Annotated in this window: 19 protein-coding genes and 1 pseudogene; 14 read left to right on the top strand and 6 right to left on the bottom strand. The window is 51.7% G+C overall.

The genetic code is table 11. The features are described from left to right. Nucleotide 1 precedes the first annotated feature (1 nt). Nucleotides 2-1,393 carry a nitrogen regulation protein NR(I) gene (ntrC, locus tag BLP53_RS11680; protein WP_091472335.1) on the top strand — a complete coding sequence of 464 codons (1,392 nt, stop codon included), beginning with the start codon at nt 2-4 and terminating at the stop codon, nt 1,391-1,393. Here ntrC and BLP53_RS11675 read toward each other — a convergent pair whose 3' ends face one another. The 4 genes and pseudogenes from BLP53_RS11675 to hemA form a co-directional block, all read right to left on the bottom strand. Then, entirely contained in the window at nt 1,394-2,068 is a 675-nt protein-coding gene (locus tag BLP53_RS11675) for a DUF6445 family protein (RefSeq protein WP_091472334.1), read from the bottom strand. Nucleotides 2,069-2,183: 115 nt separating this feature from the next. Then, nucleotides 2,184-3,332, bottom strand: a pseudogene (locus tag BLP53_RS11670) (porin); the annotation flags it as partial. A gap of 5 nt (nt 3,333-3,337) precedes the next feature. Next, entirely contained in the window at nt 3,338-4,417 is a 1,080-nt protein-coding gene (gene prfA / locus BLP53_RS11665) for a peptide chain release factor 1 (RefSeq protein WP_091472332.1), read from the bottom strand. A 52-nt stretch (nt 4,418-4,469) separates the two neighbouring features. Further along, on the bottom strand, nt 4,470-5,729 hold the full coding sequence (hemA, locus tag BLP53_RS11660) for a glutamyl-tRNA reductase (RefSeq protein ID WP_091472331.1): 1,260 nt from the start codon (nt 5,727-5,729) through the stop codon (nt 4,470-4,472). 221 nt (nt 5,730-5,950) lie between these two features. On the opposite strand from hemA, the gene rpe reads away from it, so the two are divergent. From rpe to hemB, 8 genes are all read left to right on the top strand, one after another. Next, nucleotides 5,951-6,658 carry a ribulose-phosphate 3-epimerase gene (gene rpe / locus BLP53_RS11655; protein WP_091472330.1) on the top strand — a complete coding sequence of 236 codons (708 nt, stop codon included), beginning with the start codon at nt 5,951-5,953 and terminating at the stop codon, nt 6,656-6,658. 27 nt (nt 6,659-6,685) lie between these two features. Then, on the top strand, nt 6,686-7,375 hold the full coding sequence (locus BLP53_RS11650) for a phosphoglycolate phosphatase (RefSeq protein WP_091472329.1): 690 nt from the start codon (nt 6,686-6,688) through the stop codon (nt 7,373-7,375). 184 nt (nt 7,376-7,559) lie between these two features. Continuing rightward, entirely contained in the window at nt 7,560-9,068 is a 1,509-nt protein-coding gene (gene trpE, locus BLP53_RS11645; protein ID WP_091472328.1) for an anthranilate synthase component I, read from the top strand. A 1-nt stretch (nt 9,069) separates the two neighbouring features. Then, nucleotides 9,070-9,636, top strand: coding sequence for an aminodeoxychorismate/anthranilate synthase component II (locus tag BLP53_RS11640; protein WP_091472327.1), 567 nt, complete (start codon nt 9,070-9,072; stop codon nt 9,634-9,636). After that, nucleotides 9,636-10,661: an anthranilate phosphoribosyltransferase gene (gene trpD, locus BLP53_RS11635; RefSeq protein ID WP_176755283.1), complete on the top strand. Its 1,026-nt coding sequence runs from the start codon at nt 9,636-9,638 to the stop codon at nt 10,659-10,661. Before BLP53_RS11640 ends, trpD begins: the two co-directional genes overlap by 1 nt. Next, on the top strand, nt 10,658-11,146 hold the full coding sequence (locus BLP53_RS11630) for a DUF3465 domain-containing protein (RefSeq protein ID WP_091472325.1): 489 nt from the start codon (nt 10,658-10,660) through the stop codon (nt 11,144-11,146). The genes trpD and BLP53_RS11630 overlap by 4 nt, the downstream gene beginning before the upstream one ends. After that, nucleotides 11,139-11,927: an indole-3-glycerol phosphate synthase TrpC gene (gene trpC / locus BLP53_RS11625; RefSeq protein WP_091472324.1), complete on the top strand. Its 789-nt coding sequence runs from the start codon at nt 11,139-11,141 to the stop codon at nt 11,925-11,927. Before BLP53_RS11630 ends, trpC begins: the two co-directional genes overlap by 8 nt. Nucleotides 11,928-11,984: 57 nt before the next feature. Next, nucleotides 11,985-12,980, top strand: coding sequence for a porphobilinogen synthase (gene hemB, locus BLP53_RS11620; protein ID WP_091472323.1), 996 nt, complete (start codon nt 11,985-11,987; stop codon nt 12,978-12,980). 189 nt (nt 12,981-13,169) lie between these two features. Here the strand turns inward: hemB and BLP53_RS11615 are convergent, their stop codons facing one another. Both BLP53_RS11615 and BLP53_RS11610 read right to left on the bottom strand, forming a co-directional pair. Beyond that, on the bottom strand, nt 13,170-14,180 hold the full coding sequence (locus tag BLP53_RS11615) for a CDP-6-deoxy-delta-3,4-glucoseen reductase (RefSeq protein ID WP_091472322.1): 1,011 nt from the start codon (nt 14,178-14,180) through the stop codon (nt 13,170-13,172). A 16-nt stretch (nt 14,181-14,196) separates the two neighbouring features. Continuing rightward, a complete protein-coding gene (locus BLP53_RS11610) occupies nt 14,197-14,655 on the bottom strand; it encodes an FxsA family protein (protein WP_091472321.1) in 459 nt (152 codons plus the stop codon). 30 nt (nt 14,656-14,685) lie between these two features. Between BLP53_RS11610 and cutA the strand changes: the two genes are divergently transcribed. From cutA to accB, 5 genes are all read left to right on the top strand, one after another. Beyond that, nucleotides 14,686-15,015, top strand: coding sequence for a divalent-cation tolerance protein CutA (gene cutA, locus BLP53_RS11605; RefSeq protein ID WP_091472320.1), 330 nt, complete (start codon nt 14,686-14,688; stop codon nt 15,013-15,015). A gap of 64 nt (nt 15,016-15,079) precedes the next feature. Beyond that, nucleotides 15,080-16,885: a protein-disulfide reductase DsbD gene (gene dsbD, locus BLP53_RS11600; RefSeq protein ID WP_245652816.1), complete on the top strand. Its 1,806-nt coding sequence runs from the start codon at nt 15,080-15,082 to the stop codon at nt 16,883-16,885. After that, on the top strand, nt 16,878-17,411 hold the full coding sequence (locus BLP53_RS11595) for a TlpA family protein disulfide reductase (protein ID WP_091472319.1): 534 nt from the start codon (nt 16,878-16,880) through the stop codon (nt 17,409-17,411). The genes dsbD and BLP53_RS11595 overlap by 8 nt, the downstream gene beginning before the upstream one ends. A 195-nt stretch (nt 17,412-17,606) precedes the next feature. Next, complete coding sequence (aroQ, locus tag BLP53_RS11590) at nt 17,607-18,047, top strand: type II 3-dehydroquinate dehydratase (protein ID WP_091472318.1); 441 nt, start codon at nt 17,607-17,609, stop codon at nt 18,045-18,047. Nucleotides 18,048-18,075: 28 nt separating this feature from the next. Then, a complete protein-coding gene (gene accB, locus BLP53_RS11585) occupies nt 18,076-18,525 on the top strand; it encodes an acetyl-CoA carboxylase biotin carboxyl carrier protein (RefSeq protein WP_091472317.1) in 450 nt (149 codons plus the stop codon). Nucleotide 18,526: the final 1 nt, after the last annotated feature.

Here is an 18,526-nt window from a genome sequence, read left to right as displayed (position 1 = left end):
TATGAAGCCAATCTGGATCCTGGATGACGATAAATCAATCCGCTGGGTATTTGAAAAAGCCCTGGCGCGCACGGATATGGACTTTAAAACCTTTTCCTCCGCCGCTGATGCACTCAATGCCCTCCATCGCGAGCAACCACAGGTGATCGTCAGCGATATCCAGATGCCCAATGGCTCAGGCCTGGACTTCCTGTCGCAAGTCAAACAACACTATCCCGACATTCCCGTCATCATAATGACTGCTTATTCAGACCTGGAAAGCGCAGTTGCGGCCTTCCAGGGCGGCGCATTTGAATACCTGGCCAAACCTTTCGATGTGGAACAGGCGGTTGAAATCATCAAACGGGCAGTTGATGAAAGCATGAGGCAAGCGGTAGAAACAGTAGAAGATACCGGCCCCACGCCGGAAATCATCGGCCAGGCACCCGCCATGCAGGAGGTGTTTCGCGCCATTGGCCGCCTCAGCCGCTCCCACTCCACTGTCCTCATCAACGGCGAATCAGGCAGCGGCAAGGAATTGGTTGCCAGCGCCTTGCACCGGCACAGCCAACGCGCGGACAAACCCTTTATTGCCATTAACACGGCTGCCATTCCCAAAGACTTGCTGGAATCCGAATTGTTCGGCCACGAACGGGGTGCCTTTACCGGTGCCGCAGCCGCAAGAAGGGGGCGCTTTGAACAAGCGGATAACGGTACATTGTTCCTGGATGAGATTGGCGATATGCCCGCCGATTTGCAAACGCGCCTGTTACGCGTGTTGTCAGACGGGCAGTTTTACCGTGTGGGTGGCCACCAGCCGATTAAAGTCAATGTGCGCGTCATTGCCGCCACCCACCAGGACCTGGAAGAACGCGTCAAACAAGGCCTGTTCCGTGAAGACCTGTTTCATCGCCTGAACGTGATACGCCTGCGCCTGCCGCCGCTGCGCGAACGCCGTGAAGATATTCCCTTGCTGGCCAAACATTTCCTGGCGCACAGCGCACAGCAGTTAGGTGTAGAACCCAAACAACTGTCGGCTGCCGCCCTCAAATACCTGATGGCGGTCAACTGGAGTGGCAACGTCCGCCAACTGGAAAATGTCTGTCACTGGCTAACGGTCATGGCCCCCGGTAAAAACGTCGATGTCAGCGACCTGCCTCCAGAACTGAAGGAAGATACCGCCAAACATCATAGCGGTGAATCCTGGCAGGATGCACTGGCACAAGAAGTGACCGATGCCCTCAATCGTGGCGAATCCAATATCCTGGAAGCCAAAACCAGGGAGTTTGAGCGCACCCTGATCACCCGCGCACTCGTGCATACCGATGGCAGACGCATTGAAGCCGCCACCCAGCTGGGCATGGGTCGCAATACGCTCACACGCAAGATTCAGGAGCTGGGGATTGATGACTAATTAAACCTTGATTTGCTGACTGCGCCAGATCGGGAAAGAGCTGTGTTTTTGTGCATCGATACTGCTGACAAAAAACACCTGCGCCAACCGTGAATCTTTCAGCGTTTTACCGAAAAAATTATTGGCAGCGTGGTAATGGCGACCCTCGTATAGAATCAAGGTGTTATAGACATTGTTAATACGGACAATCTCATCAAACATGGCATGGTAACTGGTGTCCATCACAATTTCGCCCTGGGCAAAACGCTTGTCATTGTCCTTCAGCGCTTTTTCATAAGCCGCCTGGTCGAACTGTTTGTTTTTCCTGAATAACGAGGTACCTGAATCCAGAGGTGCATCAGGACTCAGGTATAACACCGCGGCAAACACAGCATTGCCATCGGTATGAATCACGCCTCTGCCGTAATCTTCACTCACGCTTTGGAAATTGGTGGCAATCGCCCAGCGCATGCGTTCATATTCCGAATTATGAAACAGTGAAATAATTTTATTACTGACGTTTTCAAACAACGGTTTGTTAATCACAGACAAATCTTTGGTTCGTGCACCAGGAAACACATACGGCACATCTTTTAGTTGATGGCGGTACTGGTATTTCTGGTTCAGTGCAAATGTACGCACTGCATCTGGATCTTCATAAAAATTTTCGACGATGGTTACCGGATACAAATTCATCACGCAATATCACTCAGTTAATTAGTTGGCATATGCAAGCACCTATAAAAAAACGGCAACCGAAGTTGCCGTTTTTATCTGACTTTTAATTTAAGCAGGTAAGCCTGCAATTAAATTAGAAGAACAGGATAGCACCCAGAGATACTGTTTTTGCTTTAGCTTCCAGATCGGTTGCGCCATTCAGCTCTTCTTTGGACTGAGAATACTCAGCTACCAAGTTCAAGTGCTTGGTCAATGGGTGGTAAGCACCAACTGTCCACATAGAATCTTTCAGGTCGCTGAAAGCGTCAGCACTGTTGCCGTCCAGTTTGGACTGACCCCAGCTCAGGCCCAGTTTTGTACCAACTTCCGGGATTGTGTATGTACCTTGTACATAACCACCTTTGGAGTCACGACGCTTACCAGTTGCATCGAAGCCTCTGTTGAATTGCAGAGTCTGGCCGATACCTTTACCGTCGTAGTAGTAACCGGTCAAGCCAAAGCCAGCCAGGTTAACGGTTGCGCCCAGATCCCATGCGTTTGCACGCTCGCTACCCAAGGCAACAACGGCACCTGCACCATTAACTGCTTGCAGGTTATCAACTTTTTGGCTGATAGCAGAAACCCAAACTTTACCTGCTACGTCACCTGTCCACTCGTAAGAAGCTTTACCTTCAAATGCTGGCTGAGAACCACCACGGCCGGTGCTGTAAGCACTTGAAGAAGGTGTGAAAACACCACCAGCAAGTTCAGAACCATCACCTACTGCATCCCAAGATTGGGTTACGCCAGCAGTGAATTGGAAACCGTTCCAGTTTGGTGAAGTGTAAGCAACCTGGGATTTCCAGTCAGCATACATGAAACCGGAACCGATACGACCCAAGGTAGTGGTGTTGCCAGCCAGAGAACCAGCACCGGAACCAACGCCCAGCAATGTCATGTCGTTCAAGATAGCGTCTGAAGCGAAGATGCCCAGATCTTTACCCAGTTTCACAGAACCCCAGGAAGCATCACCAAATGTCAGGAATGCCTGACGGTTTTCTTGTTGAGAACCTTGTACGCCAGAGTGAGTTGTAGAAGCACCTGGGTTGATGCTGATGGTGAAACCAACATCCAGGTCGTTCTGACGTGTTTTACCGGAAACGCTCAGGTAGTTTGGCAACAAACCGGTAGTGATATTGGAAACGCCATCACCGTGACCGTCGCCCAAACCCAGAGGACCTGCACCTGCACCTGCGTCGCCGCTGTAGCTAGTGTGAGTATAGTAAGCGTTAACTATACTACCGGAAATTAATCCTCACCCAGGCTGGCCAATAAATCGGCCTGGTATTCGGTTGCCAGTGTGTTGATCAGCTCATCCATATCGCCTTCGGTGATTGCTTCAATTTTATACAGTGTCAGGTTAATACGGTGATCGGTAATACGACCTTGCGGATAATTGTAGGTGCGGATGCGTTCCGAGCGGTCACCGGACCCAATCAGGTTGCGGCGCTCCGAGGCGATTTTGCTTTGTTGTTCGTCGACCTGTTTGGCCTTGATGCGCGCGGCCAGCACTTGCATGGCCTGGGCTTTGTTAGCATGCTGGCTGCGGCCATCCTGGCATTCCACCACAATGCCGGTCGGCGCGTGGGTAATCCGCACGGCGGAGTCGGTTTTGTTGATGTGCTGACCACCAGCTCCACTGGCACGGAAGGTATCGATACGGATATCGGCCGGGTTGATTTCGACATCGCCGACTTCTTCCACCTCCGGCAGAATCGCCACGGTGCAGGCAGAGGTGTGGATGCGGCCCTGGGTTTCGGTATCGGGCACGCGTTGTACACGGTGACCACCAGACTCGAATTTGAGTTTTGAATAGGCGCCATAGCCGATGATTTTGGCGATGATCTCTTTGTAACCGCCCACTTCGCCTTCGTTGGCGGAGACGACTTCGACTTTCCAGCCCTGGCGGTCGGCAAAGCGTGAATACATGCGGAACAGGTCACCGGCAAACAGGCCAGATTCGTCACCGCCGGTACCGGCGCGGATTTCAAGGAAGATGTTTTTATCGTCGTTGGGGTCTTTGGGCAGCAACAGTTTTTGCAGCGTGAGTTCGACTTCTTCCAGGCGTTTTTTGCCGCTGTCGATTTCTTCCTGCGCAAACTCTTTCATTTCCGGGTCGGAAAGCATGTCGTGCGCTTCCTTGAGGTCGGCCTCGGTTTGGGCATAGATATGATATTGCTCGACAATCGGCGTAATTTCCGTGTGTTCCTGCATGATTTTACGGTAGTTATCCATGTTGTCGGTGACGCCTTCACTACTGAGCAGGCGGTTAAGCTCTTCGAGGCGATCACTCAAATTGGCGAGCTTTTGCAGCATACTGGGTTTCATAGTTTAATTACCTAAATGTTCAAGCCATTGGGCGCTACCAAAGGTTGAAAAGTCATTCTTTGATTTGAAAGAGTTGTTTTACCAGGTGTGCCATGTGCGCATGGGCATCACCTTCAGTGTTATTGAGTGCATGGCTGGGGCCATGTAAAAATTTATTGCTGAGTGCGTTACTCAGCTGTTCCAGCACTTTTTCCGGTGTTTCACCCTTTTGCAGTAATTTGAGCGATTTTTCCAGCTCGGCTTTACGCACATTATCCACCTGGTCACGCAGTGCCTTGATGGTGGGCACCGCTTCGCGTTGCTTGAGCCATTGCATGAAATGCTCAACGCGCGCGTTGACGATGAGTTCGGCATTGACCGCGGCCTCCTGGCGGTTGCCCAGGCCTTCGGAAACCACCTGTGCCAGATCGTCCACGGTGTATAAAAACACATCATCCAGCGCAGCGACTTCCGGTTCAATATCGCGCGGAACGGCCAGGTCCACCATAAACATGGGTCGGTGTTTACGCGTTCTGATGGCACGCTCTACCATGCCCAGCCCGACTAGCGGTAACTGGCTGGCGGTGCTGGTAATGACAATGTCAAATTCGTGAAAGCGCTCAGGCAGGTCATTGAGTAAAATCGCCTGTACGTTCAGGCCCTGGCCACGGATTTTTTCCGCCAGTTGTTCGCCGCGCTCCAGTGTACGGTTGGCTACTGTGATTTTCCGGGGTTTTTGCGCCGCAAAATGGTCGGCACACAGTTCTATCATTTCACCGGCACCGATAAACAGCACGCTTTGTGAACTCAGGTCACCAAAAATACGCTGGGCCAGCTTGACAGCGGCGGCGGCCATGGAGATAGAGCTGCCACCGATGTCGGTATTGGTGCGGACTTCTTTGGCGACTTCAAACGTGCGCTGGAACAATTTGTGCAACATGGTGCCCAATGTGCCAACATCCTGTGCAATTTTGACCGATTGCTTGAACTGCCCCAGGATTTGCGCTTCGCCCAGCACCATGCTGTCCAGGCCGCTGGCGACGCGGAACGCGTGTTTGACGGCTTCATGGCTGCTTAGGGTGTAGGTGTAAGGCAGAATCTGGCTGGCATCGATCTGGTGATAACTGGCCAGCCAGTCGATCACGATTTCAGGCCGGATGGACTGGACATAAATTTCGGTGCGGTTGCAGGTGGACAAGATCGCCACTTCGGCCACGTTATGGCGGGCCAAGTCCACCAGCGCCTGCGGCAGGGAGTCGTTGTTAAACGCAACGTTCTCACGGATGGCAATAGGGGCGGTGGTGTGGTTGACACCAATGGTAAACAATTGCATGGCGCTATTTTACCTTTGAGAGCAGGCAAAAGGAGAATTTAACAAGCGCTTGCAAATAGTTCATTGGTTGAAGTGGCGTGAGATCCATGTCCAAGAGTGGCGACATTTTCTTATATTCATGGCCCACAAGCAAGAATCCTGTCAATTTGACACAGAATGGCGTTAAAATATTGGTTTTACTAAAAAAATTTATATCAGATTAATACACGGAACATCAGTATATGGACAAAATTTTTCGCATTGCCCCCAGTATTCTTTCTGCCAACTTTGCCAAGTTGGGCCAGGAAATTGAGAACGTGATCAAATCCGGCACCGACATGGTGCACTTTGATGTGATGGACAACCATTACGTCCCTAACCTGACCATTGGTCCCCTGGTATGTGACGCGATCCGTGACCTGTCTCACAACGTCGGCGCATTGATCGACGTGCACCTGATGGTGAAACCGGTAGACCGTATCATCCCTGACTTTGCCAAAGCCGGCGCTGATATCATCACTTTCCACCCGGAAGCGTCTGACCACATCGACCGTAGCCTGGCATTGGTGCGTGACAGCGGCTGTAAATCCGGCCTGGTATTCAACCCGGCAACACCATTGCATTACCTGGATCATGTGATGGACAAAGTGGACATGATTTTGCTGATGTCCGTGAACCCTGGTTTTGGCGGTCAGAAGTTTATCCCGGCAACACTGGACAAACTGAAGCAGGCACGTGCGCGCATCGATGCGTATTACGAGCAGACCGGCCGTCAAATCTGGCTGGAAGTGGATGGTGGCGTGAACGCAAACAACATCGCTGACATCGCTAAAGCCGGTGCCGATACTTTCGTGGCTGGTAGCGCTGTGTTTGGTGCAGGTAAAGACACAGACCCTAACCGGTATGACACGATTGTGGGTCAGTTGCGCGCGGCCTTGGCAACTGTGTAAATTTAAAGTACTGCAAGGGTAATCAATATGCGGTTTCAAGTCAGGGTGGTGATGTTCGACCTGGACGGCACCCTGCTTGATACCGCCCCGCAAATTGCCGAGGCCGCCAACCGTATGCTGGTGGCATTGGGCAAACCCATGTTGCCGCAGGCGCAGATCACGACCTATATTGGTGAAGGGGTACAAAACCTGATCAAGCGTTGTCTTACCGGCCAGCGGCAGGTGGAGCCTGATGCAGAATTATTTGCCCGGGCGCAACTTTTGTATCACGGTTTTTATGCCAACAATGCGACTGACAGCCAGCCATTTGCTGGCGTTATCGCCGCCCTGCAACAATTAAAAGCCGGCGGTTACCGTCTGGCCTGCGTAACCAATAAACCGGAAAAATTTACCCAGCCCCTGTTGCAAAAGGCTGGCCTGGCGGATTTCTTTGAAACTGTGGTGTCAGGCGATACCTTGCCTAAAAAGAAACCGGATCCGCTGCCACTGTTGCATATTTGCCAAAAACTAGGCGCATTGCCAGCCGAAGCCATGCTGGTGGGTGACTCTGAGACCGATATCCAGGCGGCGCAAGCAGCAGGATGCTTTGTGGTCACCGTGCCTTATGGGTATAATCAGGGACGCGCCATTAATGTGGCGACCGTGGATGCCACGATACAGCAACTCACCGACGTGGTGGACTTGCTGGAGTTACCCGCTCTCCTAAAGCGGGGATAACAAGAAATCTCCTAAAAATCATGATGTTTTGTGCTCATCATTCTTCCAGTTGGCCAGTATTAAGCTGGCGTCGTTCGTGGCGGGACTAACCCAGCCCGCAAGCGCTGGTGCGCGCTAACTGCACTGAATCTGTCGCGAGGTTTAACGCGGCACACTCAACGAATTCAATTGGAAAAAAAGCATCATGTTAAGCACTTTGAGCAAGACCGAATTTGACGCGCTGGCGGCGCAAGGGTACAACCGTATTCCGCTGGTGATGGAAACCTTTGCCGATCTGGATACACCATTGTCGCTGTATCTGAAACTGGCGAATCAACCTTACTCCTATTTACTGGAAAGCGTACAAGGCGGCGAACGCTTTGGCCGTTACTCCATTATTGGCCTGCCGGCAAAGACGCGCATAGTGGTGTGCGATCAACAATTGCAGGTCATTCAGGGCGAAACCGTTCTTGAATCACACACGGATCAAAACCCGCTCGACTTTATCAAAGCCTATCAGGCACGCTTTAAAACGCCACCTTACGAGGGTCTGCCCCGTTTTACCGGTGGTCTGGCAGGTTATTTTGGCTATGAGACCATCCAGTACATCGAAAAACGCCTGGGCAAACATAAAAAACCGGATGAGATTGGCACCCCGGATATTTTATTGATGGTCTCCGAAGAAATTGCCGTGGTGGATAACCTGTCCGGCAAACTCTATTTCATCATCTATGCCGACCCCACCCAGGCAAATGCTTATGAAACGGCCAGTGCGCGCATGCAGGCATTGCTGGCAAAACTGCGGACACAGGTAGAGATCCCTGCTGCGTTGCCCACCCCTAAAACACAGGCAGTTTCCGAGTTTGGTGAAGAAAACTTCAAAGCAGCGGTGAAAAAATCACAGCAGTATATCCTTGAGGGTGACATCATGCAGGTGGTGCTCAGCCAGCGTATGTCGCAGGCGTTTGATGCGTCACCACTCAGCCTGTATCGCGCTTTGCGCAGCCTGAACCCCTCTCCGTATATGTTCTATTACGATATGGGCGACCATCATGTGGTTGGCGCGTCACCGGAGATCCTGGTGCGCCTGGAAGATACGACCGTGACTTCACGTCCGATCGCCGGCACGCGTCCTCGTGGTAAAAACCGCGATCACGACCTGGCGCTGGAAGCCGAGTTACTGGCCGACCCGAAAGAGCGTGCCGAGCACGTGCAACTGATGGATCTGGGTCGTAACGATGTTGGTCGCGTGGCGCTGACTGGTACCGTTAAAGTGACCGATAATATGACCATTGAGCGTTATTCACATGTGATGCATATCGTCAGTAACGTCGAAGGCCAGCTTAAACCAGGCCTGGATGCAATTGATGTATTGAAAGCGACTTTCACGGCTGGTACGGTTTCCGGTGCACCTAAAGTGCGTGCCATGGAAATTATCGAAGAGCTGGAGCCTTCCAAGCGCGGTATCTACGCCGGGGCCGTTGGCTATTTGGGCTTTAACGGTGATATGGACGTCGCGATCGCGATTCGTACGGCAGTGATTAAAGACAAAAAACTCTACGTACAAGCGGGAGCTGGCATCGTTGCTGACTCAGTGCCCCAAAGCGAATGGGAAGAAACCCGGAACAAAGCCAAGGCGGTGATCCGTGCCGCCGAGTTGGTACAGGCAGGCCTGGACAACGAAGCCACACTAATTACAGGAAAAGGAGCCTGATATGTTGTTGATGATTGATAACTATGACTCTTTTACCTATAACCTCGTGCAGTATTTTGGCGAGTTGGGGCAAGACGTTCACGTACACCGGAATGATGAAATCACGCTGGAGCAGATTGCGGCGCTGAAGCCGGAGAAAATCGTGATTTCTCCCGGCCCCTGTACACCAAACGAAGCCGGGATTTCCGTACCGCTGATTCATGAGTTTGCCGGCAAGATTCCTTTGCTGGGTGTCTGCCTGGGTCACCAGAGCATAGGCCAGGCGTTTGGCGGCAATATCATCAAAGCCAAGACGCTGATGCACGGTAAGACTTCATTGATTCACCATACCAATACCGGTGTGTTCAGGAATTTGCCTAACCCGTATACCGCGACGCGTTACCATTCACTGGTGATCGAGCGTGAAACACTCCCGGATTGCCTGGAAATTACGGCCTGGACGGATGATGGTGAGATCATGGGCGTCAAGCATAAAACACTGGCCGTGGAAGGCGTACAGTTTCACCCGGAGTCTATCCTGACAGAATATGGGCATGAACTGCTGGATAATTTCCTGAAAGGCTATTGATGGCCATCACGCCTAAAATTGCGCTGCAACGCCTGATTGACCACACCGATTTCACCCATGAGGAAATGCTGGAAATCATGCAGCAGATCATGAGCGGGGAATTCACGCAGATCCAGATTGCAGGCTTTTTGTCGGCCTTGCGTGTCAAAGGTGAAACCGTGACCGAAATTGCGGCAGCCGCACAAGTCATGCGCGATCTATCGAGCAAAGTGGTCATCAACGATACCCGTCATTTGATTGATACCTGTGGCACGGGCGGGGCACCTAACAAGGTATTTAACGTCTCGACCGCGTCAGCCTTTGTTGCCGCAGGTGCAGGTGCCAAAATCGCCAAGCATGGTGGCCGTGCTGCGTCTTCCAAAAGTGGCTCCGCCGATGTGCTGGAAGCGCTTGGCGTGAATATCGTATTGACGCCTGAACAGGTGGTGCGTTGCGTCAATGAAGCGGGTATCGGTTTTATGTTTGCCCCTAATCATCATGCGGCCATGAAGTATGCCGCTCCGGTGCGGCGTGAACTCGGTGTGCGCACCATGTTTAACCTGTTAGGGCCGATGACCAATCCGGCGGGCGCGAAACGCCAGGTGATGGGCGTGTTCCATCGCGACCTTGTGCCATTGCTGGCGCAAACCTTGCAAAAACTGGGTAGCGAACACGTGATGGTGGTGCATAGTGCCGATGAAATGGACGAAATCTCTTTTTCTGCTGATACCTATGTGGCAGAACTGAAAGATGGCAAGGTCAGCGAGTACACTCTAAGCCCGACCCAGTTCAACATGCCTTTGCACGACATCAACAGCATCCGTGTTGAAAGTGCACAGCATTCGAGTGAGATTATTCTTGGTTTGCTGTCTGGGGAAAAAGGCCCGGCACGCGATATCGTGTTGCTGAATGCCGGTGCGGCCATTTACGTTTCCGGCCTGGCCAATGATTTACCGGCAGGCATTGCGCAAGCGGCACAATCCATTGATTCAGGTGCGGCTTTGAGTAAATTGCAGCAACTGAAGACATTGAGCCAAGCCGCATGAAACATTACCCGCTGATTGCGATGTTCTGTTTGCTGGCAGCTTGCCAGCAAACATCGCAACAAACTGCAAGTAATCAGCCGCAATCGACTGTTGAAGTTAAATCGCAGGCCCAGACGCTTAACCTGCAATCACTGTCTTCTGGCCTGGCAGCGCAAGACAATGCCGCACTGAAGCAAGCATTTGCGCAAAAGCAAAGTCATATCTGGCTGGAGGGTAGTGGAGTGGTGAAAAAGCTATTACCCGATGATAACAAAGGCGCCAGGCACCAACGTTTCCTGGTCAGTATCTCTGCGGGACAAACATTGCTGTTTGCACACAATATTGATCTGGCACCGCGCGTTGCCGGGTTGAATGTGGGCGATCAGGTGCAGTTTAAAGGCGAATATATTTACAACCCCAAGGGTGGCATCATGCATTGGACGCATCATGACCCACAGGGTCGCCAGGGCGGTTGGATCAAGGTAAACGGACAGACTTATGAGTGATATTTTAAATAAAATCCTGGTAACCAAAGCCGAAGAAATCACAGCGGCACAAGCAAAACTACCATTGGCCGACGTGCAAGCACTAGCCGCACAACAGGTGCCCACGCGTGACTTTGTTGGTGCGATTCGCAGCAAAATTGCCGCGGGCAAAGCTGCCGTGATTGCCGAGATTAAAAAGGCCAGCCCTTCCAAAGGCGTTATCCGCGAAGATTTTAAGCCGGCCGACATTGCTGCCAGCTATGAGCAAGGCGGTGCGGCATGTTTGTCCGTGCTGACTGACGAGCAATATTTCCAGGGTTCAGCCGCCTATCTGAAACAGGCGCGTGCTGCCTGTAGCCTGCCAGTGTTGCGCAAAGACTTTATGATAGACGCATACCAAGTCTATGAAGCACGTGCCATGGGTGCCGATTGTATTTTGCTGATTGCTGCTGCGTTGACGCTGGCACAAATGCAGCAACTGGAAACTGTCGCGCATAGCCTGGGCATGGCTGTATTGGTGGAAGTGCATAACGGTGAAGAACTGGCGCAAGCCATTCAACTGACCACCCCCTTGCTGGGTATCAACAACCGTAACCTGCGCACATTTGAAGTGACGCTGGACACCACTTTAGACTTGCTGAGCAAAATTTCTGGCGACAAAATTGTGGTCACCGAAAGTGGAATTTTCACGGCTGACGATGTCAAATTGATGCGCGATCATGCCGTGCATACTTTCCTGGTCGGCGAAGCATTTATGCGCCAGGACAATCCCGGTGCCGAGCTCGCCAAGGTGTTTACCTGATTCCAGCAAATAAATTATCGCGCCCAACCACCATTACTGAATAAAGTTGAGGATGTTATGAGTAACCAGTTTTTAGCCATCCGCCCCCGTCGCATGCGTAAAGACGATTTTTCCCGTCGGCTGATGCGTGAAAATGTTCTGACAGCGAACGACCTGATTTACCCGGTATTTGTGCTGGAAGGGGAAGGCAAGATTGAAGACGTAAAATCCATGCCTGGCGTACAACGTCAAAGCATAGATGTATTGCTGAAAACCGCTGAAGAGTGTGTGAAACTCGGTATCCCTGCATTAGCCTTGTTCCCGGTGGTGCCGCAGGAATTCAAAAGCCTGGACGCTAAAGAAGCCTATAACCCGGAAGGCCTGGTGCCACGCACGGTGCGCGCCTTGAAAAAAGCGTTTCCTGAATTAGGTGTGATCACTGATGTGGCGTTAGACCCGTACACCACCCACGGCCAGGATGGCCTGATTGATGATACCGGCTATGTGCTCAATGATGAAACCGTAGAAGTGCTGGTCAAACAAGCCTTATGCCATGCAGAAGCCGGTGCGGATGTGGTTGCGCCTTCGGATATGATGGATGGCCGGATTGGCGCCATTCGTGATGCACTGGAAGAAGATGGTTATATCTATACCCGCATACTGGCCTATTCGGCCAAATATGCTTCTGCATTTTATGGTCCTTTCCGTGATGCGGTTGGTTCTTCGGCCAACTTGGGCAAAAGCAATAAATACAATTACCAGATGGACCCAGCCAATTCTGATGAAGCATTGAAAGAAGTGGCGCTGGACCTTGAAGAAGGTGCAGACATGGTGATGGTGAAACCAGGTATGCCGTACCTGGATATCGTACGTCGAGTGAAAGACGAGTTTGGCGTGCCGACTTATGCTTATCATGTCAGTGGTGAATACGCGATGTTGAAAGCAGCGGCGCAAAATGGCTGGCTGGATGAAAAAGCCTGTGTGCTGGAAGCGATGTTAGGGTTTAAGCGCGCGGGGGCGGATGGGGTGTTGACTTACTATGCGATGGATGTGGCTAGGTGGTTGAAGGGGTAGCTGTTTATTAGTCAGCCCATCTGTGATCGAATTACTTTTGTTCAAATTCCCACCGACATTTAACTGAATGGACGATCTTTTTCGCCTGTAGGCGAAAAAGATCGCTACATAAAACCTACTTCCGCCCAGTTAGCTGTAACTGTGGATGATCCTTAGAAGTAGCGAAAAGAAACCTAATGAGTAAATCACTTACTTAGGCGCAAACGTAAACGCATCACTATAAAACTCTTCTTCAGGCAGTCCTTGCTTTACAAATGTCTCTTTAGCAATATCCACCATGCCCGGTGCACCACACACATACACTTCAAAGCCGCTTAAATCTGCATGATCTTCCAGCACAGCTTGATGGATCAAGCCACGACGGCCATCCCAGTCATCATTAGCTTCATCTTCTGAAATGACGGGGATATATTGAATATTCGGCATAAACTGTGCCCAGCGCTGGCACAGGTCATCCATATATAAATCACTCACCCGGCGCGCACCGCGATACAGCAGAACGGGCCGCTGGATATTCTGGTAAATCATGTATTCGAGCATGCCTTTGATCGGTGCAAACCCGGTGCCGCCAGCGACCATGATGATAGGTTTCTCATTCTGTTCGCGCAGGAAAAAACTACCCAAAGGGGCTTCTACGCGCAGAATGGTTTTTAATGGCATTTCATTAAAAACCTGTTCGGTAAAGTGTCCGCCTGTGATTTTGCGGATATGCAGTTCAATAAATCCGGCTTCATGTGGTGCATTGGCGATGGAAAACGCGCGGCGACGACCATCTTTGAGTAGAAATTCCAGATATTGTCCAGCCATGAATGTCAGTGGCTCCGTGGCTGGCAGTTGCAAATGCAACACCATGACATCTTCTGTCAGTTGTTCCTTGTGTTGCACGCGAACCGGCAGGATACGTGGTTTGATACCTTGTACCATATCGATCTGGCGGCACTCAATCACCAGGTCTTCCAGCGGGCGGGCGCAACAAAATAGCGCTTGCCCGGCAGCAAGTTCTTCGTCGCTCATGGCGCTGCCTTGATAGTCGTCGTGGAATACTTTCCCCGACAGCACTTTACCTTTGCAGGCGCCACAGGCACCGTTGCGACAGCCATAAGGCATATTGATACCGGCTTCAATGGCTGCTTCGAGCACGGTCTGGCTGGGCCGCACATCAAAAGTGTGGCCGCTGTTTTCAATTAATACATGGTTCATGGCTGTTTTCTGGGCGTTAGTCTTTGCGTGGCAGGTGCACTACATTATCCGCCGGTTTTGGTTCGCTGACCTCAGTATACTCACCTTCGATCACTTCATCATTGGCGCTGGCATGGTAGTTAAAATGACTACTGTTGCTGGCGCTACTGGCTGAGGGAGCATTGTTTGCCGGAATCAGCAACAGAATCACAGCAATCACATCACTGATGACGCCAGGAATCAGCAGCAGCACACCGGCAAACATATTGCGGGCAGTGGAGAACATGGCAGAAATCGGATTGCCGCCAGCGCCCATCTGTTGAAACATGCGCGCAGCAATCAGGTCTTTTTCACTGCGGATCAATTTCAGGCCCAGAAAACCGATAATCAGCAGGTAAGCAAGTACCCACCAACCATAACGCTGGCTGAGTTCAATCAGGATCGCTATCTCCAGAAACGGAAAAGCCAGTAAAATAGCAAAGATGAAAAAACGCATGTCAGAAATCCAGTCTGTTGATGAGCGCCCATGACGCCAAAAGAGCAAATTATAATCGTGTTTACCCATGTGCCGAATATGGCATGTGCAGAGAGCATGGCTCATGCACTGGTTACTGAACAGTTGGCGGCGTGTGTCAATATTTCAAGCCCTGTGAAATCAGTTTACCGCTGGCAAGGTCAGATTGAGACAGCGGCAGAGATCGGTTTGAGTATTAAAACCACATGTGACGGCTATGCCAGGCTGGCGGACAGGATACGTGCCTTGCATCCGTATGAACTTCCCGAGATTGTCGCTATCCATGTCAACGAGGGATTGCCGGAATACCTGCATTGGGTCGCGGCTGAAACGAGGGCGTGAGGCGATGATGGCGACTAAAAATTCCGGAATTATTCAGGATCCGGCACATTGGGTGCAGGAGTAAATGGTGATCACAATGTGGTTCAGACGATGGTTGACGCTGGCGATGCTGCTGGCAATGGTGATGCCGCTACAGGCAGCGACGGGTTTCGGCCAGCTATTTACCGAGGACGATGCGCAAGAATTCCTGCCGGTTGATAAAGCGTTTAAGGTTGAAGCTGCGCTGGTGGATGCCACGCATGCGCAACTCAGGTTTATTGTGGCACCTGGCCATTATTTATACCGTGAGCGTATCCAGCTGGTTTCACCAACTGGGGAAACGGCGCAATTGACCCTGCCCTCCGGCGAGGCCAAAAACGACCCCAACTTTGGGCCGCAGCAAGTCTTCCATCATGACACCGTGGCGGATGTGGTGTTTTCTGCTGCGGTACCTGCGGTATTGCAAGTGCGTTACCAGGGTTGTAGTGAAAAAGGCTTGTGTTACCCCCCACAAACCAAATCGTTGCCCCTAAATGCTGTGGCCTCGCCAGCGGCAACCAACACGACCTCGCCTTTGGCGGCCCTGGAAACAGAAGACGAAGTCTCGGGGAAATTACTTTCTTCCGGCCGCTGGTGGCAAATCGTGGCTGGCTTCTTCGGTGCAGGGTTATTGCTGGCTTTCACGCCATGTGTCTTCCCGATGATCCCCATTTTGTCCGGCATTATTGTCGGCAAGAATGCCCACACTTCCCGTGCCAAGGCATTTACCTTGTCACTGGCTTATACCCTGGGCATGTGCCTGACCTATACGCTGGCTGGGGTAGCTGCTGGCCTGTCAGGCCAGTTATTAAGCAATGCCTTGCAAACGCCCGCAGCCCTGATTGCCGGTGCGCTGATTTTTGTGGCACTGTCTTTCTCCATGTTCGGCTTTTATGAACTGAAGCTGCCCAGTGTGATTGAGAATGCCTTTTTTAACTGGAGCAAACGGTTTACCGGTGGGCATTTGCTCAGCGACTTTCTGATGGGTGCCATTTCGGCACTGATTATCAGCCCCTGTGTCGCTGCGCCTCTGGCAGGGGCATTGCTCTATATCAGTCAGACACATGATGTGGTACTGGGCGCTGTGGCCCTGTTTTCCCTCTCCCTGGGCATGGGCGTGCCATTGTTGCTGATTGGCGCTTCTGCCGGTTCTATCCTGCCCAAGGCCGGTGAATGGATGAACGCCATCCGCCGCCTGTTTGGCGTGCTGATGCTGGCCGTGGCGGTCTGGGTAGTCAGCCCTATTCTGCCGGTGGCCTTGCAGTTACTGTTGTGGGCAGCACTGTGCATTATTCCCGCGATTTATCTGCGGGCAATTGATCCTTTACCCACCACGGCCACCACAGGGCAACGACTGACCAAGGGCGTAGCGCTGATGCTACTGCTATATGGTATTGCACTGCTGATCGGCGCATGGAGCGGTGCAAGGTCGCCATTGCAGCCTCTGCAAACCCTGACAGCGGGCAGGCAGGCAGCGCTGCCTGCACTGAGTTTCCAGCGTGTGCGTAGCGTGCAGGAGCTGGAACAGGCCGTGCAATCGGCACAAGGCAAGCGCGTGATGCTGGATTTCTACGCAGACTGGTGTGTTTCCTGCAAGGAATATGAGCAGTTTGTGTTCAGTGAACCCGCCGTGCAGGCCGAGCTGAAGCAAATGCTGTTATTGCAGGCAGATGTGACCGCCAATAACGCGCAGGATGCGGCCTTGCTGAAAAAATTTGCATTGTTCGGCCCCCCTGGTATCGTGTTTTTTGATGCGCAGGGACAAACAGTGCAACCAGTGATTAAAGGCTATCACGACGCTGGTCGCTTCCTTAAAATCCTGCAAAGCATTGGGGGATCACCGCATGCGTAAAGTTGCAAGTATCGTGATGACGGTATTGCTGATGGTAGTACTCGGTAGCGGTTTCCGCTGGTTATACCTGAACCGGCATCAATTCCTGGCAACCGAAGCCACTCTGCCGGATGAGTCCCACATGAATGCTTTATGGAATGCCACCCTGAGCGACCAGAAAGGCAAAACCTATCCGCTGGCACAATTTAAAGGCAAACCCATGATTGTGAACTTCTGGGCAACCTGGTGCGAACCCTGCCGTGAAGAAATGCCCGAAATTTCCGAGCTGGCGAGCGCCCATCCAGAAGTGGCTGTGCTGGGGCTGGCTGTGGATGAAGCGGCGGCCGTCCATGAATTTGTGGAAAGTACCCCGGTCGTTTATCCGTTGCTCATCGCCGAGAATGAAGGCATGCCGTTAGCTGAAACCCTGGGCAATAATAAAGGCGTATTACCTTATACAGTGATCGTTTCTGCCCAAGGCGAAATCACCCATATTTTCTTTGGGCGCGTAAGTCGGAAAATGCTGTCATCGGCGTTGAACCTGTAGCCTCTTACGTGTGTTTGCAAGCCGATAACGTGAGCTTGATTGCGGCATGTTCGCTGCAAAACTCCTGTAGTTGGCAGCCAGATTAGCGACTTTCCACTTTTCATCATCCTGCGAATTTTTCTGGACAAAATGCAATAACTTCGGCAAACTTCGCGCCATGAAGGTTGTATTTTTCTCTATCAAAGGCGCGTGAAAATGAGCACCAAATCCATTCTGGTGATCCATGGCCCCAATCTCAATATGCTGGGCGCCCGTGAGCCGCAGCATTATGGCAGCCAAACGCTGGCAGATATAAACCAGCATTTGCAAGTACTTGCGCGCGCAGATCAGGTGCGCCTGGAAACGTTCCAGAGTAACTCCGAGGCGGAGATTATAGAAAAATTACACACATTAGCGGTCAATCGTGTCGATTATGTGATTATCAATCCGGCGGCCTTTACCCATACTTCCGTGGCCATCCGTGATGCCCTTGCGGCAGTTAAGGTTCCGTTTATTGAAGTACACCTTTCCAATGTGCATGCACGAGAGTCGTTCCGGCACCATTCTTACTTCAGTGATATTGCCACTGCCGTTATTTGCGGCCTGGGGGCGGACGGCTATTACGCTGCATATCGCTATATCCAGCAACATAACTAAATACAAAACATTCTAAATCGAGGTTTCTATGGATTTACGTAAACTCAAAAAATTGATTGATCTGGTCGAAGAGTCAGGCATTTCCGAACTGGAGCTGACTGAAGGCGAAGAAAAAGTGCGCATCAGCCGCGCGAGCGCGGTACCAGCGGTGCAATACGTAGCTGCGCCTGCCGCAGCCGCCCCTGTCGCGGCAGCGTCCGCACCCGCGGCGGCGCCCGTTGCCGCGCCTGCGGCAGAACCGGAAGGTAAGGTAGTGAAATCACCTATGGTGGGCACGTTCTACCGCGCAGCCTCTCCTGATGCCAAAGCATTTGTGGATGTTGGCAGCAACGTTAATGCCGGCGAGACGTTGTGCATTATCGAAGCCATGAAACTGCTCAATGAAATTGAAAGCGAGTATGTTGGCGTGATCAAGAAAATTTTTGTTGAAAACGGCCAGCCTGTCGAGTACGGCGAACCTTTATTCCTGATTGGTTAAG

This window comes from Methylophilus rhizosphaerae, from assembly GCF_900100975.1.
Lineage (GTDB): Bacteria > Pseudomonadota > Gammaproteobacteria > Burkholderiales > Methylophilaceae > Methylophilus > Methylophilus rhizosphaerae.
The sequence above is the reverse complement of the archived record's forward strand: the minus strand, read 5'-3'. Positions and strand labels throughout refer to the sequence as shown.